The 16,578-nt window shown below is 39.1% G+C and carries 17 protein-coding genes; 16 read left to right on the plus strand and 1 reads right to left on the minus strand.

The annotated features are described in order from the left end of the window. The 6 genes from ispF to rpoS all read left to right on the plus strand — a co-directional run bounded on the left by ispF (position 1) and on the right by rpoS (position 4,821). Positions 1–483: a 2-C-methyl-D-erythritol 2,4-cyclodiphosphate synthase gene (gene ispF, locus G322_RS0105825; RefSeq protein WP_022940871.1), complete on the plus strand. Its 483-nt coding sequence runs from the start codon at positions 1–3 to the stop codon at positions 481–483. Continuing rightward, positions 484–1,518, plus strand: coding sequence for a tRNA pseudouridine(13) synthase TruD (truD, locus tag G322_RS0105830; protein WP_022940872.1), 1,035 nt, complete (start codon positions 484–486; stop codon positions 1,516–1,518). Further along, positions 1,515–2,249 (plus strand): 5'/3'-nucleotidase SurE, encoded by a 735-nt coding sequence (gene surE / locus G322_RS0105835; RefSeq protein ID WP_022940873.1) that lies wholly within the window; start codon positions 1,515–1,517, stop codon positions 2,247–2,249. The genes truD and surE overlap by 4 nt, the downstream gene beginning before the upstream one ends. Before the next feature lie 61 nt (positions 2,250–2,310). After that, complete coding sequence (locus G322_RS0105840) at positions 2,311–2,892, plus strand: YqaA family protein (protein WP_022940874.1); 582 nt, start codon at positions 2,311–2,313, stop codon at positions 2,890–2,892. Positions 2,893–3,029: 137 nt separating this feature from the next. Next, the gene (locus tag G322_RS0105845) at positions 3,030–3,761 is read left to right on the plus strand and encodes a peptidoglycan DD-metalloendopeptidase family protein (protein ID WP_245542284.1); all 732 of its coding nucleotides are present in this window, start codon (positions 3,030–3,032) and stop codon (positions 3,759–3,761) included. A gap of 121 nt (positions 3,762–3,882) precedes the next feature. Continuing rightward, positions 3,883–4,821 (plus strand): RNA polymerase sigma factor RpoS, encoded by a 939-nt coding sequence (rpoS, locus tag G322_RS0105850; RefSeq protein ID WP_084683689.1) that lies wholly within the window; start codon positions 3,883–3,885, stop codon positions 4,819–4,821. 71 nt (positions 4,822–4,892) lie between these two features. Here rpoS and G322_RS0105855 read toward each other — a convergent pair whose 3' ends face one another. Further along, positions 4,893–5,072, minus strand: coding sequence for a DUF3545 family protein (locus tag G322_RS0105855; RefSeq protein ID WP_022940877.1), 180 nt, complete (start codon positions 5,070–5,072; stop codon positions 4,893–4,895). Positions 5,073–5,269: 197 nt separating this feature from the next. Between G322_RS0105855 and G322_RS24505 the strand changes: the two genes are divergently transcribed. The 10 genes from G322_RS24505 to G322_RS0105905 form a co-directional block, all read left to right on the plus strand. After that, positions 5,270–6,889, plus strand: coding sequence for a tetratricopeptide repeat-containing response regulator (locus G322_RS24505; protein WP_022940878.1), 1,620 nt, complete (start codon positions 5,270–5,272; stop codon positions 6,887–6,889). Further along, the gene (locus G322_RS0105865) at positions 6,889–7,413 is read left to right on the plus strand and encodes a GspH/FimT family pseudopilin (RefSeq protein WP_022940879.1); all 525 of its coding nucleotides are present in this window, start codon (positions 6,889–6,891) and stop codon (positions 7,411–7,413) included. The genes G322_RS24505 and G322_RS0105865 overlap by 1 nt, the downstream gene beginning before the upstream one ends. Further along, a complete protein-coding gene (locus tag G322_RS0105870) occupies positions 7,407–8,060 on the plus strand; it encodes a prepilin-type N-terminal cleavage/methylation domain-containing protein (protein WP_022940880.1) in 654 nt (217 codons plus the stop codon). Before G322_RS0105865 ends, G322_RS0105870 begins: the two co-directional genes overlap by 7 nt. 118 nt (positions 8,061–8,178) lie before the next feature. Continuing rightward, positions 8,179–10,614, plus strand: a complete 2,436-nt coding sequence (locus G322_RS0105875; RefSeq protein ID WP_022940881.1) for a glycoside hydrolase family 2 protein — start codon at positions 8,179–8,181, stop codon at positions 10,612–10,614. A 120-nt stretch (positions 10,615–10,734) separates the two neighbouring features. Then, entirely contained in the window at positions 10,735–11,877 is a 1,143-nt protein-coding gene (locus G322_RS0105880; RefSeq protein WP_022940882.1) for a 3-phenylpropionate MFS transporter, read from the plus strand. 240 nt (positions 11,878–12,117) lie between these two features. Further along, positions 12,118–12,585: an FxsA family protein gene (locus tag G322_RS0105885; protein ID WP_022940883.1), complete on the plus strand. Its 468-nt coding sequence runs from the start codon at positions 12,118–12,120 to the stop codon at positions 12,583–12,585. Positions 12,586–12,753: 168 nt separating this feature from the next. Then, positions 12,754–12,999, plus strand: a complete 246-nt coding sequence (locus G322_RS0105890) for a DUF1107 family protein (protein WP_022940884.1) — start codon at positions 12,754–12,756, stop codon at positions 12,997–12,999. Positions 13,000–13,149: 150 nt separating this feature from the next. Further along, entirely contained in the window at positions 13,150–13,440 is a 291-nt protein-coding gene (locus tag G322_RS0105895) for a co-chaperone GroES (RefSeq protein WP_022940885.1), read from the plus strand. 70 nt (positions 13,441–13,510) lie between these two features. Next, complete coding sequence (gene groL, locus G322_RS0105900) at positions 13,511–15,142, plus strand: chaperonin GroEL (protein WP_022940886.1); 1,632 nt, start codon at positions 13,511–13,513, stop codon at positions 15,140–15,142. A gap of 770 nt (positions 15,143–15,912) precedes the next feature. Further along, a partial coding sequence (locus G322_RS0105905; protein ID WP_028866445.1) for a carbohydrate-binding protein occupies positions 15,913–16,578 on the plus strand: 666 nt, incomplete at its 3' end.

Here is a 16,578-nt window from a genome sequence, read left to right on the forward strand (position 1 = left end):
ATGATCCGTATTGGTCATGGTTTTGATGTACATAAATTTGGTGGGCAGGGCCCTATCACCATTGGTGGAATTAAAATTCCCTATATGCAAGGTTTGATAGCACATTCAGATGGAGATGTGGCATTACATGCGTTATGTGATGCTATTTTAGGGGCATTAGCACTCGGTGATATCGGTAATCATTTTCCCGATAATGATGAAAAATATGCCGGTATTGATAGTCGTCAATTATTAAAAGAGGTGTTTCATCATGCGTTTACCAAGGGCTATAAAATAGGCAACATTGATCTGACTATTGTTGCTGAAAACCCTAAAATGGCCCCGCATATTCAAGCGATGCGTAGTGAAATTGCCTCTTTATTAGAGACAAAAGTTGAAAATGTAAATGTCAAAGCAACCACCACAGAGAAATTAGGTTGTATTGGGCGCAGTGAAGGTATTGCTACACATGCTGTGGTACTGCTATTAAAAAAAGAGTGTTAAATGAGTCGTATCGAAGAGCAGAAACAAGTTTTTAGTTTAGATTTTAATTTTTTATATGGGAAACCTAAAAGCACAGGTATTTATAAACAGCGCTGTGAAGACTTTATCGTTAAGGAAGATCTAGGGTTTGAATTAACAGGAGAGGGTGAACATGTTTGTTTATGGATTCAAAAGGTGGGTGAAAATACCCAGTATTTAGCACGCCAGTTAGCTAAATTTGCCGATATCCTTGCCCGTAATGTCAGTTATGCAGGCCTTAAAGATAGGCAGGGTGATACTTGGCAGTGGTTTTCATTACACATCCCGGGAAAAATCACACCCGATTTTAGTCTGTTTGAATCACCAGGCGTCACTATTCATAAAGTGATCCGCCACCATAAAAAGATAAAAATAGGAGCGTTAGCGGGTAACTACTTCTCCATTACACTGCGTGAAATTAGTGATAAACAGGCATTTGAGGAAGCGTTACTGAAAGTGCAAGAGGGAGTGCCTAATTACTTTGGAGAACAACGTTTTGGTTTTGGTGGTTTTAATATTAATGCTGCATTAACCCTATTTGCAGGGCGGAAAATTAAAGATAGATTCAAACGAGGCATCTATTTAAGTGCCGCACGCAGTTATCTTTTTAACCAAGTTGTTTCTCGTCGTGTGGCAGATAATTTATCTAGTCAGCCTCTTTTAGGTGATTGTGTACAATTTGTGGGAAATCGTTCCTTCTTTGTACTTCCCGATCTTAAGTCGCATAGCTTACAGCGTTTACAATCTCGCGAAATTTGTCTTACTGCGCCTTTATGGGGAGAGGGAGAACTTACTTGTGAATCAGACGCTAAACACTATGAAACGGAGAGTTTAAAACATTACCCTGAATTACAGGCAGGACTCGCTAAAAATGGTTTACGGCAGGAGCGTCGCCCATTACTCTTAAAGCCAGAGCAACTGTCAGCAGATTGGCTTGATGAAAAAACGGTCTGTATTAACTTTTATTTACCATCAGGGTGTTATGCCACCACGGTATTAAGAGAGCTAATACAATGAGTTTATTGATCAGTAATGATGATGGTGTTTATGCGCCTGGATTAGAAGCGTTATATCAATCATTAAAATCAATCTCAGAGGTAACGGTGGTTGCACCTGATAGAAATCACAGTGGTGCAAGTAATGCGCTAACGCTTGAAAACCCACTGCGCATTCAACTGCTGAGTAATGGTTTTACATCGGTAAGTGGTACACCAACAGATTGTGTACACCTTGCCCTTAATGAACTGTGTGAATGTCCGCCTCAAATGGTGGTATCGGGCATCAATGCCGGTGCTAATATGGGGGATGATGTTCTCTACTCTGGTACTGTTGCTGCCGCTATGGAAGGGCGTTTTTTAGGACTTCCTGCAATGGCAGTCTCATTGGCGGGTAAAAGGCACTATCAAAGTGCTGCTTTATACGCTAAGTTGCTGGTTAAAAAGCTATTAAGTGAACCTTTACCACAAAATCAAGTGCTTAATGTTAATGTACCAGACCTGCCTTTTGAACAGATAAAAGGGATTAAAATCACTCGCTTAGGAAAGCGCCACCAAGCAGAGATGATTGAAAAAGGCGTTGATCCCCGTGGACGAGAAATTTTTTGGGTTGGCCCGCCAGGGAAAATAGCCGACGCAGGAGAAGGAACTGATTTTCATGCCATTGAGCAGGGATATGTTTCGATTACTCCCTTGAAAATTGACCTTACCGCGACGGAGCAGCTTAATACTTTAACTGCTTGGCTTGATTAAGTTGTTAGCAGTACAGACTGATTTTAAACCTTTAACTTTTTAAATATGGACGATAATTATCGTGAAAATATTTTCTCCTCTTTATGCCAAAGTAATGCTTTGGTCAAAACATAAACATGCCCATTATTACCTTTATATTACCGCCTTTGTCGAGTCTATTTTTTGGCCTATCCCTGTGGATATTATGCTTGCTCCGATGGCACTTGCTAAGCCCAAACTTGCATGGCGTTTTGCCTTAGGGGCAACTATTTTTTCCGTATTAGGGGGAGGGGTGGGTTATTACATTGGTCATGCCCTGTATGATCCGGTAGTAGTGCCTTTTATCGAATTTATGTCTTATCAAGGGAAAATGGAAGTGGCACAAGATTGGTTTACCAAATGGGGTATAATGGTGATTTTTATTGCCAGTTTTACCCCTATCCCCTTTAAAGTATTTACTATTACCGCAGGGGTAATGAGCATGGCATTCTTGCCTTTTATATTAACCGCTTTAGTGGGGCGTGGTTTACGTTTCTTTTTAGTGTCTGGATTAATGGTGATGGGGGGAGAAAAGATGGAAGCGAAGTTGAGTAAATATATTGATAATTTAGGCTGGGCAACTATTTTAATTGTTATCATTGCTTATTTTATACTTAAGTACTAATGTTTTTCCGCCTCGTATTACTCTTTTTATGCATTTCAAGTTTGCTTGCTTGCTCCTCTTCAGGGGGGCGAGCCCCCGTTACTGATATTACTCTGAAAAATAATAATAAAACTGGACCTAAAATTGCTAGTAAAGTTGTGAGTCAAAAAACTTACACCGTCAAAAAAGGTGATACCTTATATGGCATTGCATGGAAAACGGGAGGGAATGTCAATTCACTTATTCAACATAACGGGCTTAAGGCACCTTACTTGATTCGTAAGGGGCAAGTATTACAGTTAACGTCTGATAAGCGTCTCTCTGCAAAAAAAGAAAACAGTAAAGGTGATCTACCTTCCCAAAATGTAAATAAAAAGGGCAAGTCAGACTGCACAGCTCAAAACTGCAATAAAAACAACTCAGTGGAGGTTGCTCAGAAAAAGACAAAGGCATACTCTGCTAATGAAACCGATAAAAAAACTATTGCAAAAAAAAATAAAAAAATAAAAAATGCAAAAGTAAGCGGTTGGTCTTGGCCTGTAAAAGGTAAATTAACCAAACGATTTTCGGCATCGCAAGCTGGCATGCAAGGTATCAGCATTGTGAGTAAGCGAGGGAGCTCTATTATTGCATCAGCATCTGGGAAAGTGGTGTATGCCGGTAGTGGATTACGAGGATACGGTAATTTGATTATTATTAAACATAATTACGATTACTTAAGCGCTTATGCACATAACGAAACACTATTAGTTGGTGAAAATGAGCAAATAAAGAGGGGCCAAAAAATAGCAATAATGGGTGATAGTGGTAGCGATCATGTCCACCTTCATTTTGAGATCCGTTATCGAGGGAAATCGGTGGATCCATTGCGTTATTTACCTAAAAGGTAATTATCCTTCATTATTGTGTCATAAAAATCAGGTATCTTGAAAGGGGTAAGTTATGGTTCATTATGCATTAAAAAGTTCAACAGATAAAAACAGTATCAGTGTCGTAAAGGGAGCATTAAAAATGGCAGAAGCCAAGAAAAGTAAATTGGCCAAAGGGAAGAAAAAACCGGCATTAAAGGGGGCAGAAAATAAGGTAATTACTCATATAAGTAGTGCCGATACGAAGGTGATGGATGCAACGCAACTTTATCTTGGGGAAATAGGTTTCTCTCCACTTTTAACCGCTCCAGAAGAGGTTTATTACGCAAGGCGTTCGTTACGCGGTGATGAAGTATCACGCAAGCGTATGATTGAGAGTAACTTACGCTTAGTAGTGAAAATCTCGCGTCGTTATAATAACCGTGGTTTATCATTGTTAGATCTTGTTGAAGAGGGGAATTTAGGACTTATCCGTGCTGTTGAGAAGTTTGACCCTGAAAAAGGCTTTCGTTTTTCTACTTATGCCACATGGTGGATCAGACAAACCATTGAACGTGCGATAATGAACCAAACTCGTACTATTCGCCTCCCTATACATATTGTAAAAAAACTCAATGTGTATCTAAGGACTGCGCGTGAACTTGCTCATAAGCTTGACCATGAGCCGACAGCGGAAGATATTGCCAAAGAACTTGATGTACCTGCAAAAGAGGTGTCTAAAATACTAAAACTCAACGAGCGCATTAGTTCTGTTGATACCCCCATCGGTAATAATTCCGATAAAGAGTTACTTGATATTATTCCCGATCGTAAAGAAGCAACACCAGAGCATGAGTTACAAGATAATGATATGAAACTGCGTATTGTGGATTGGTTAGAAGATCTCAACCCTAAACAACGTGAAGTATTAGCAAGGCGCTTTGGTTTGTTAGGTTATGAAGCTGCAACACTTGAAAATGTGGGTAAAGAGATCGGGTTAACCCGTGAGCGTGTGCGTCAAATTCAGGTAGAAGCATTGAAATGTTTACGTGATGTACTGTCGCAACAAGGCCTCTCTATCGAGTCATTGTTTCAGGTGTAATAAATAAACTGTTCGCTATAAATAAAAAACACATCTATTAATGTGTTTTTTTATTTATAGCGAGTTGTTTTTTAAACTAAATCAGTCATCGAAAAAACAAAGCTTTGATCTATCTCACGCAACTCTCTACTGAGACGTTGTTTTGCTTTAATTTCCTCTATTTCACGCCATTTTCGTGTGCGAGTTGGTTTTTTATTCGAAATGAAAAATAGCGACTCTTCATTAATTATCTGCGTCTCAATGTTGTGCATTTGCATATTCCACTCTCACTCTATTAAGTTGCCCTATTGATGGGATGGTTAAACCATACTCAATAAATATTGCAGTTTTATTAAGCAAATAGTTTATTTTTAAAAGAAGTGATTTTTAATCACTGATTTGATTAGCAAAAAATATTCATTCAACTAAGCTAAATATTTAACCTCTCAATTTGTAGGCATTTATCGTTATGGCATTACCAGCTAACTTCTTTTCGACTCAATCAGTATTGGTTGTTGATGATATCGACACAATTCGTAGTGCGGTAAAAGGCATGTTACAAATGTTAGGTTGTAAAGACATTGCCATTGCCAGTAATGGTGATCGGGCACTAGAGTTGTGTGAAGTAGCTCAATTCGATTTTATATTGTGTGATTTTAATCTTGGTAAAGGTAAAGATGGTTACCAACTTTTTGAAGAGTTGAAACTACGAGATTTAATGAAACCCAGTACGGTATTTATCTTAATTAGCGCTGAAACCGCATTGCAAGTGGTGCATGGTTTAGTTGAGTTACAACCTGATGATTACCTATTAAAACCTTTCTCCTATAAAACATTAGAAGCTCGCTTAGTGCGGGCGCTTGAAAAGCGAAAAGTGTTGGGAGGTATTTATGATAGCCTCGCGGTTAAAGATTATAAAAAAGCGCTTTATGAGTGTGGTAAAGCCTCTAAAGGGAATCATAAATACAGTTTATCTATTACCCGTCTTAAAGGTGAAGTTTTACTTAATTTACACCAGCCACAATCTGCATTCGACTTATATGATTCAATTTTAGAATTTCGTGATTTTTCGTGGGCGAAATTAGGTAAAGCGATCGCTTATTACCATCTTGGAGACTACACAAACTCAGCAAAAATATTAAATGAGCTTTGTGAATTACCTGAAACACGCATTGAAGCACTCAATTGGCTATCGAGTATCTATGCACAGCGCGAGTGTTACTCTCAAGCGAAAGAAATTTTGGTTGAGTCGGTTAAGTTATCCCCTAAAAATATCCCTCGGCAACGTGCGCTTGCGAACCTATCATTACTTGAGGGAGACTGGGAGATTGCACAGCGTTGCTTTAAAACAGTATTAGACAATACGCGATTTTCCGTGCATGAGCATATTAAGCACCATTTTAACTATATTCATTGTATCTTAGATAAAGTTACAGCAAGTAATGAGTTGCAACAAGCTAAAGTATTTTCACAAACGCAAGCCATTTTGAAAAGTGCCTCATTACGTTTTGATAAAGATCGTTTTCATGAATTAGAAAAAGTGGTGTTTACACGTATTATGGTGATGAAAAAATTACTTAAAAGTGCGGCTGAGTCACTGCATGATGTTGATGTGGAAATGGTGATTAGTTGTGGGCGAGACAGTGGTTTAGCACTCGCAAAAGCGTGGTTTGAGTTAGGTAACTATGAAAAATATGATGAGATAATGGCATTAATTGATCTACCAGAAAACGATAATAGTATTGAGATGATGAGTGAGTTGTTAGTCGTTAAAAAAGTAGAAAAAGAGACAAAGGATAAAATTGCTAAATTACTTGCATTGAATGAGCAGGGGATCAAACTCTTTAAAAGTGGTTTATATCCCGCTTCAAGTACCGTTTTCTTAGAAGCGCATGAAATAATGCCCAACAACGTACAATTAGCACTCAACTTAGGGCAATCGATGACCAAAGGCTGGCCACCTAATGAGTCATTTCCAGTTAAGAAGCGTGTTGCTAAACATTGTATTAATGTGATTGAAGCCAATCAATTAGATGAGCTTTCTGGTAAACGTTATCGCGCCATTGAAAAAGAGTTAAAAGCTATCTAATGCAAAAGCAATCTGCTTTTACGTTGATTGAACTATTAATATCAATGGCGGTCTTGATGATTTTAATCTCAGTGGCTAGCCAAAGTTATAACCGTTTATTTGCACACCAAGCGTTGACAGCAAGTGGTGAAAGACTGTATCAGTTTTTACGTTTAGCGAATTCTCAATCGGTTAAATATAATAAAAAAGTGTATGTACATTTTTGTCAACAAGGGACAACTGACAGATGGATGATGGCACTCAGCGAGCAGAGTGCGTGTGATTGTTTTACTGATAATAGTTGCTTATTAGATGGTTTGCAGCAGAGAGCAGAGTTAAGTGATGGTAAGTTGGTTTCTACCTCTGTAGACGATATTACCTTTAATGGATTGCAGGCTTCTTACAACCCGATGCGTTTTAGTGTTAATGCAGGTAGTGTTATCCTTAAGGATAACAACGGTTATAAACTGAAAGTGATTCAATCTACCATGCGTCTTAGAATTTGTACCCCCAATGGCCCTCAACTTGGATATAAGCAATGTTAATAAGTCAGCTTAAACACAGTTTTAAAGGCAATAAAGGTTTTTCACTGGTTGAATTATTGATTGCTCTGTTGTTAGGCTCTGTGCTGCTCGCAATGGTGATCGGTTTATATGTGACAGGGGTTTCAACGGGGGCTAAAAGTTTAAAATATTCTCGCCTGCGTACAGATTTGCAATCTATTATTGCCATGATGGAAACGGACATTCGCCGTGCAGGTTATGGGAAAAACGCTTATTTAGTCGGGGCGGGGGCGGATAAAACCATTGATATTAATGATGTTGATATTACTGTTAGTAGTCATATTGTTAAGGCGAATAGTTGCATTGTTTATTATTATAATCATAACAATACACCTGCTATCGAAAGTGAAAATAAAATGGCATTTCGTTTAAATAGCGATGCTATTGAATTTAGCAGTGGCGTTGGAAAGGTTGCCAATGCGGTTTGTGCGACATCAGGTTGGACGGATATATCTGATGATCAATTTATCACCATTACTCACCTCAGTTTTACTGAAAATATAGTTTCTAGTGCATCCGCTACCATCCGTAGTGTAAAAATAGTCTTAGAGGGAGAGCTAAAATCGGATAGTAGCTATAAACATTCAATCACTACGCGCGTACAAGTGCGTAATATCGAATTTAATTAAGTCAGAATCTCATTGGTTTGTTAATTCCTAGCAATTTATTCGTTTACTTCAATAACTCCTCGTCATTTTATCTATTCTGGTTATAGAATCATCTATTTACTTTTATTTGGAGTGAAATATGACATTTTCCCTTAATGGTTTGTGGGTAGTTGACTGCCTTGATCAAACTAAAAATATTAATAACCTCGCTATTACCCTGCCTGGTGATATGCATAATGCGTTAATTAAAGCGGGGAAAATGGAATCTCCTTATTGGGCAACCAATGAAAAACAGGTGCAGTGGGTAGGGGAATGTGAATGGTTATTACATCGTAATTTTGAGTTAACGGCTAAGCAGTGTGATGTGGCAAGCTTAGATCTCTGTATTGAATATTTAGATACGATTGCAGAGATTAAAATTAATGGGCAACGTGTGGCAACCAGCCGTAATATGTTTGTTGCATTAAAACTTAATGTTTTACCCTTTGTTAATGTCGGGTCTAACAACATTGAGATCCTATTAAAACGCGCGGACCTTGAAGCAAAAGCAGAAGCGGAGAAACTACCGTTTCCAATCCCTTGGGCGGTGGGCAATAACCAGATCCCACATATGAATACATTGCGTAAAGCACAATGTCACTCAGGTTGGGATTGGGGTATTTGTCTCTTAGTTGCGGGTGTTTATGGTGATATCACCCTTACGCCGATTCAAAAAACACGCTTAGTTGCAGTGCAAACCGATCAAAGCTGGCAGGGAGAACGCTGTGAGTTAACCGTTTCTATTGAATTTGAAAAGCTAACGGATGATATCGAAACGGTGGTGGTGAATTTTTCAGGGCAGCAATTAAGCGCTCAATTAGACCCTGAGCACAAAAGCCAACCGTTCTCTTTTGTTGTTGAAGATGCAAAGCGTTGGTGGCCTGCAGGTTATGGTGAAGCACATCTTTATGATTTGAGTGTTGAGCTTGATGGGCAACGCATCAATAAAAAAATTGGCTTGCGTGAACTGCGTTTAATTACTGAAGAGGATGAAACGGGCTCAAGTATGTTGTTTGAGGTGAATGGTTTTCCTATTAGCGCAAAAGGTGCGAATTGGATACCGCTCGATGCGATGCCAGGGTTAAACAGTGATCAACGTTATCGTCAACTGCTAACCGATGCACATGCTGCTAATATGAATATGATCCGGGTTTGGGGCGGTGGTATTTATGAGCATGATATATTTTATGAACTGTGTGATGAGTTAGGTCTATTAGTGTGGCAGGATTTGATGTTTGCCTGTGCGCTCTACCCATCGACCCGTGATTTTGTTGAAAATGTCGTTGAAGAGGTCGATTACCAAGTAAAGCGTCTGCGTAACCATAGCTGTATCGCCCTCTGGTGTGGTGACAATGAAGTGATTGGTGCGATTGGTTGGTATCCTGAATCACGTAAAAACCGTGAAAAATATGTGGTTAATTATGATCGTTTAAACCGCGCGCTTGAAGAGGCGGTATTAAATGCCGATAGCAGTCGCCGTTTCTGGGCAAGTTCACCTTGTAACGGAGAGCTTGATTTTGGTGATGCTTGGCATGATGATAATTGTGGCGATATGCATTATTGGGATGTTTGGCATTCGGGTAAGTCGATTGATGCTTATACCACAGTAAACCCGCGTTTTTGCAGTGAGTTTGGTTTTCAATCATGGCCTTCACTGCCGACGGTAAAACAGTTTGCACCAACCGAAGATTGGAATATTACTTCTCCCTCTTTTGAAGGGCATCAAAAAAATGGCCGTGGTAACTCAATTATTACTGAGATGTTTACCCGTTATTATCGTTTTCCAAAAAGCTTTGAGCAGATGTTATATCTGAGCCAAGTACAGCAAACGGTGGCAATTAAAACCGCGAGTGAATACTGGCGTGCGATTAAGCCGATTAACCGTGGTATTTTATATTGGCAGTTAAATGACTGTTGGCCAGTGAGTTCATGGTCATCTATCGAATATGATGGTCGCTGGAAACAGCTTCATTACCAAACTGCACGTTTCTTTGCGCCTTTGTTAGCGGTTTTTGTTAAGTCTGAGCAAACATTATGCTTACAAGTGGTTAGTGATAAACGTGAATGTTGTGATGTTAGTGGGGAGTTAATTTGGCAATCATGGTCTGGTGAACTTTTACATCAAGAAACGATAAATGCAACCATTGAAGCGGATGCTAATGTTAAAGTCTGGTCTTGGCCGATGGATAAATTAACAGGGCGAGAAGATGAAGGTTTCTTTTATGTGAAGCTTGCTAATGACGAAGTTAGTTTTGACAACACGCATTTTACAGCAAAAGCCAAGCAGTGCCGATTTATTGATCCTGAGTTACGCATTGATGTATTACAAGATGAGTTGGGTATTAAAGTGGAAATTAAAGCAAAAAATCCTGCTTTCTTTGTTCACTTAGAGTATGAAGGGAAAGGGCGTTTCACCGATTCAAGCTTTACTCTGTTAGCAGGAGAAACACGCTGTATTGGTTATATTGGTAATGCAAGTTTAGAGGAATTAAAAGTGGGATTAACTGTTTATGATCTCTATCATAGCTACGCATGATCCTGTAAATTAAGGTTATTATTTATCCCTATGTTACCTTGCTGACTTTGTATCTTGAAGTATCACGGGTAAATAAGGCTAGTTTGCAAAAACTAGCCTTTCTTTTTTCAGAGGTTACATTTGTTTATACTTTCCGCCAAAACATGGCTCACTACTTATTTTATCAACTTTTATTTTATCTGGGGTGTTTTCCTACCGTTTTGGGGGATCTGGTTAACGGGGCAGGGGGTGAGCACTGAGCAAGTAGGACTGCTTTTTTCTATTGGTTTAGTGTTGCGTTTTGTCAGTAGTTTAACAATATTGCCGCGTGTATCAAAGGGCAGTGCGACATTAAAATTGATTCGTATTTTGGCTTTTATTATTCTGCTTTGCTTTGCCTCTCTCTTTTATCTTAAAGGGTATCTTTGGCTCGCCACATTAACATTATTGATTAATTTCATGATGGCACCAATGATGCCATTGGGGGATATTATAGGCAGTCGATTAGTCAAACAGATTCAGCTTGATTATGGTCGAGTACGTTTATGGGGATCATTGAGTTTTATTGCAGGCTCTACCATTGTTGGTTGGTTAGTGGTTGATTTTGGATTACAGGCGATACTGGCTCTGATTGTTTTTATGTCAGCCGTCATGTGGGCATTTACACTTGCAAACCTCTCCCCGCCGCTAGTGGATGAGAGTAAAGAAAAAATAGAACATAAACCATCATTGTGGCGTATGTTGAAAAAGCCAGAACTGTTACTGTTTCTATTAATTGTGGGTTTTATACAGGGAAGTCACGGTGCTTATTATGCGTTTAGTACTATTTACTGGGATAGTGTCGGTTTATCGGGAAGCAGTATCGCTTGGCTGTGGACAATTGGGGTGTTTGCTGAAGTATTGATTTTTCGTTTTAACAGTAAACTGTTTGGTAACTGGTCTATTAAGCAGATGTTACTATTAGCACTTATTGGTGGGATTATTCGTTGGGCCACTTTTTCCATGACAGAAAATTTTATTCTATTGGCGATGATACAAACATTTCACGGCCTTACTTTTGCGGTTACCCATTTGGCCGCCATTCGTTATATTAGCCAACAAAAATCATCACAGCTAGTTGCTTACCAAAGTCTTTATTCAGGTATTGCTTTGGGATTGATGATGGCGCTGTTTACTTACATTGCAGGGATCTCTTATGAGTCGCTACAAGGCGATCTGTTTCTACTTTCAGCGGTATTGTTATTGCCTGTTTTCTTGTTACTTAAAATTTGGAAAATAAAATAATGAACTTTTATAAAAATTCGTGGACTAATTTTTATCTTTATTTAAATAATACCTTTGCCAATTTTTATTTAAGCTTAAAATGGTATTTTATACCAATATAAATCAAACGCTTACAGGTGAAAAAGTCAGCCAAAATGGGTCGGTTTCCATTTTGATGAAAGTATTGTTAAACTGTTAGTCTTGAAAATGGCATAAAATGCCCATATAGTTAAAGCATAACGTATTTATTTGGGAATCATTATGTTTACAAAATTATTTATTCTATTCACGACTGTTTCACTGTTGGAAATTTTTGTACTTGTAAAAGTGGGTAACTTTTTAGGTGCTTGGCCAACGGTTAGTTTGGTGGTGGTAACCGCTCTGATTGGCTCTGCACTGGTACGTAGCCAAGGGTTACAGTTGCTGCAACAACTACAACAACGTATAGCAAAAGGTGAGATGCCAGGACAACAGCTTATTGAAGGTATTATGTTAATTACTACGGGCGTATTATTGGTCACCCCGGGTTTTGTCACTGACTTGTGTGGTTTATTGTTATTACAACCTGCAATTCGAGGGGCTATCGCAAAAACAATTTTAGCCAATGTTAAGTTTTCTCCCGCCACAATGTCGAGTGGTTTTTCGCCATCACATTCTGGTTTTTCCAAAAATAATATTGATAACGATGTGATTGAAGGTGAGTTTGAACGTAAAGATGATAACAAATAGATTTTGTTGATTAAAGTCGCATGATTGACAATTTAGTCAGCTTAAAGGTCGGTTAAACTTATTAAATCAATTATTTTGGTTGAAATTTATTTTTAATTCATTAATTTATCATAAAAATACGGTATATAGGCGCCTCTAAGAATTTAGTTATTAAAAAAAGGATTAATTGTGGATATTAAAAGTTCAATTACACTCAGAAGCTTTAAAAAATATCAGCCTCGCCAAATTGCAAAATTTGTAAAAGGATTTTTCAATGGTCGTATCTTTATCGTTGGTTTAGGTCGTTTAAGAGTTATTGAAGGAAAAGTCGTTGCGTATCAACATCAAAAAAAAGAAAAAAGTATTATGATTGTGGTCAGTGAAATTAATAAAATTATCAGTGAAATGTCGCAACGAAAAGTAATGTTAGGCTAGGTTAATTTCTTTTTCATCAAAAAAATTACAATCCGTATTTTTTAATACGGATTTTTTTATTTAAAATGATTCATTTACTCTTGATTCTCAATTGTTCATCCCCATCTATTTGTTAATATTAACCCCGTTCATTACATTAAAGGAACTCTAATGACTATTCGTCCATTACATGATCGCATTATTTTAAAACGCACTGAGCAAGAAACTAAATCGGCTGGAGGCATTGTATTAACAGGTAGCGCAGCTGAAAAATCAACACGTGGCGAAGTTATCGCTGTGGGTAATGGCCGTATCTTAGAAAATGGTGAAGTACGCCCGTTAGACGTAAAAGTGGGTGATATGGTCATTTTCAGTGAAGGTTATAATATTAAAACTGAAAAAATCGACGGTGAAGAAGTTTTGATTTTAAGTGAAAATGATATTTTAGCCATTGTTGAATAAATAGAATTTGGAAGTACGGCTTCAGCCGTGCAAGCCACGTAGTGGTACTTATAAAAGAAAGGAAAAAAATATGTCTGTAAAAGAAGTGAAATTTGGAAATGATTCTCGTCTAAAAATGCTAGCGGGCGTTAACGTATTAGCTGATGCTGTAAAAGTAACGCTAGGCCCTAAAGGTCGTAACGTCGTTATTGATAAAAGTTTTGGCGCACCACACATCACTAAAGATGGTGTTACCGTTGCGAAAGAGATTGAACTTGAAGACAAGTTTGAAAATATGGGCGCACAAATGGTGAAGGAAGTTGCTTCACAAACGAATGATGCTGCCGGTGACGGAACAACAACGGCAACGGTGCTTGCACAGTCAATTATCGCAGAAGGTCTTAAAGCGGTTGCCGCGGGTATGAACCCGATGGATTTAAAACGTGGTATCGATAAAGCAGTAAAAGCCGCCGTGATTGAGCTAAAAAAATTATCGACGCCTTGTTCTGATACAAAAGCGATCACACAAGTAGGTACTATCTCTGCAAACTCTGATACTGAGATTGGTGAGATCATTGCAAGCGCAATGCAAAAAGTGGGTAACGAAGGCGTTATCACGGTTGAAGAGGGTCAAGGTCTTGAAAATGAACTAGACGTTGTTGAAGGTATGCAGTTTGATCGTGGATACCTATCTCCTTACTTTATGACTAACCAAGAAGCGGGTACGGTTGAACTTGAAACGCCGTTTATCTTATTAGTTGATAAAAAAATCGGTAATATCCGTGAGCTACTACCAACGTTAGAAGCCGTTGCTAAAGCATCTAAACCGTTACTTATTATCGCGGAAGATGTTGAAGGTGAAGCGTTAGCAACATTAGTTGTTAATAATATGCGCGGCATCGTTAAAGTTGCAGCTGTTAAAGCGCCTGGTTTTGGTGATCGTCGTAAAGCGATGTTACAAGATATTGCTATCTTAACAGCAGGTACGGTTATCTCCGAAGAGATTGGTTTAGATCTTGAAAAAGTACAACTTGAAGATTTAGGTCAAGCAAAACGTGTTGTGATTAGCAAAGACGAAACCACGATCATCGATGGTATTGGTGATGAGACAACTATCAAAGCACGTGTTAGCCAAATCAAACAACAAATCGAAGCATCAAGCTCTGATTACGATAAAGAGAAGCTTCAAGAGCGTTCAGCTAAACTAGCGGGTGGTGTTGCGGTTATTAAAGTTGGCGCAGCAACCGAAGTTGAGATGAAAGAGAAAAAAGACCGTGTAGACGATGCTCTTCACGCAACACGCGCAGCGGTTGAAGAAGGTGTTGTTGCTGGTGGTGGTGTTGCATTCGTACGTGTCGCTGGTTTATTACAAGATCTTAGAGGTGATAATGACGACCAAAATGTCGGTATTCGTGTTGCACTACGTGCAATGGAAGCGCCACTTCGTCAAATCGTAGAAAACTGTGGTGAAGAAGCGTCTGTGGTAGCAAACAATGTACAAAAAGGTAAAGGTAACTACGGTTACAACGCAACAACGGGTGAATATGGCGATATGATCGAGATGGGTATTCTAGATCCGACTAAAGTAACACGTAGCGCATTACAATTTGCAGCTTCTGTGGCTGGCCTGATGATCACGACTGAGTGTATGATCACCGATCGCGCTGTTGAAGTATCCGCTCCGGCAATGCCTGATATGGGTGGCATGGGCGGTATGATGTAAACCTATTTTCATCTGCTAATAACAGTTTGAAATTGAAAGGCCACTGCAAACAGTGGCCTTTTTTTTGCTTTGAATTTTGTTGTTATGTTGAAAAGGTGTAATGGCCAATTAGAGGTTGGGGTGTTCTGTTTTTGTAGCGCAGTAAGTGTTCGATAAAAATATTTTTTGGTTGTAGTGACTTACTCGCTACTGATCTCGATTTTGAGTGTGTCAATCAAAGCTACACATCAAGTTCAAATGAAAATATATGGGTTTCTTTGGCGCACGAGTCTTTGCCGTTACAGGAAAGTCAGGTGCCGAGAGGCAAAGCTTTCCACGAAGGGCATTAAAAGGCTATCAAGCGAGCTTGCCTCGCACGCGCAGTATTTTTAGATGTCTAGTATAAACGATTCCCATTTATGAATATGCTCGGAGATAGCTGTTTCGATACTACATTGGTAGAAAATGGGCAACAGAAAGTCATTATTCAAAAAAGAGACTGTGCTCTACTTTTTACGATAAAACCCGCTACTTGACATTTATCTGACTTGATTTCTCCTCTACAAAGGGTATCTTGAATGGGTTAATTCATATTTTTATTAAGCACAGGAAGTGTTTTTAAGTTAACAATCAACAAAACTATCGGAATCAAGGAAGATGTTTGATAGCGTAATTTTTACTAAAGCAGATCTATTTTAGTCTAATTACCCTCCTCCTTATCTATACTCCAATGTTTTAAACTTCCTCTGCTTGATTAAGTGTTCTCTTTATTTTAATCAAGGAAGATATAAATGTTTACATTTACTCCAACAAAAAAAGCGGTATCAATTGCTTTATTAAGTGTCGGTGTGTTTGCAAGCTCTTCAGCACTGGCTACTACTGAGTTTGTTCCTGGTAAAACAAAAGTTGCTAACGGCGACGTTGTTTCATACCAAGGTGAGTGTTTTGAAGCTCAAAATAATCCGGGTACTTGGGAAACACCAAGTGCATCTGCAACCTGGTTTTGGACTTCTGCTGAATGTGGTGTTGTAACGCCGACAGCAACACCTGTGCCTACAGCTGCTCCAACTGCGACACCTACAGTTACTCCAACGGCTGAACCTACATCTGTTGTTACTCCTCCACCCTCTACTGGCGATGCATGGGCTACTGGTAGCACTTATAATACGGGTGATGAAGTGACGCACAACGGTGCTACTTATGTTGCTGGCTGGTGGACTAAAGGTCAAGAGCCTGGTACTACTGGTGAGTGGGGTGTTTGGAAGCTAACAAGTGGCACGGTTGTTACGCCAACGCCAACCGCTGCACCAACTGTTACGCCAACCGCTGCACCGACTGTTACGCCAACCGTTGCACCGACTATTACGCCAACCGCTGCACCAACTGTTACGCCAACAGCTGCACCAACTGTTACGCCAACCGCTGCACCAACTGTTACGCCAACCGCTGCACCGACT

Source organism: Psychromonas hadalis ATCC BAA-638 (genome assembly GCF_000420245.1).
GTDB classification, from domain to species: Bacteria; Pseudomonadota; Gammaproteobacteria; order Enterobacterales; family Psychromonadaceae; genus Psychromonas; species Psychromonas hadalis.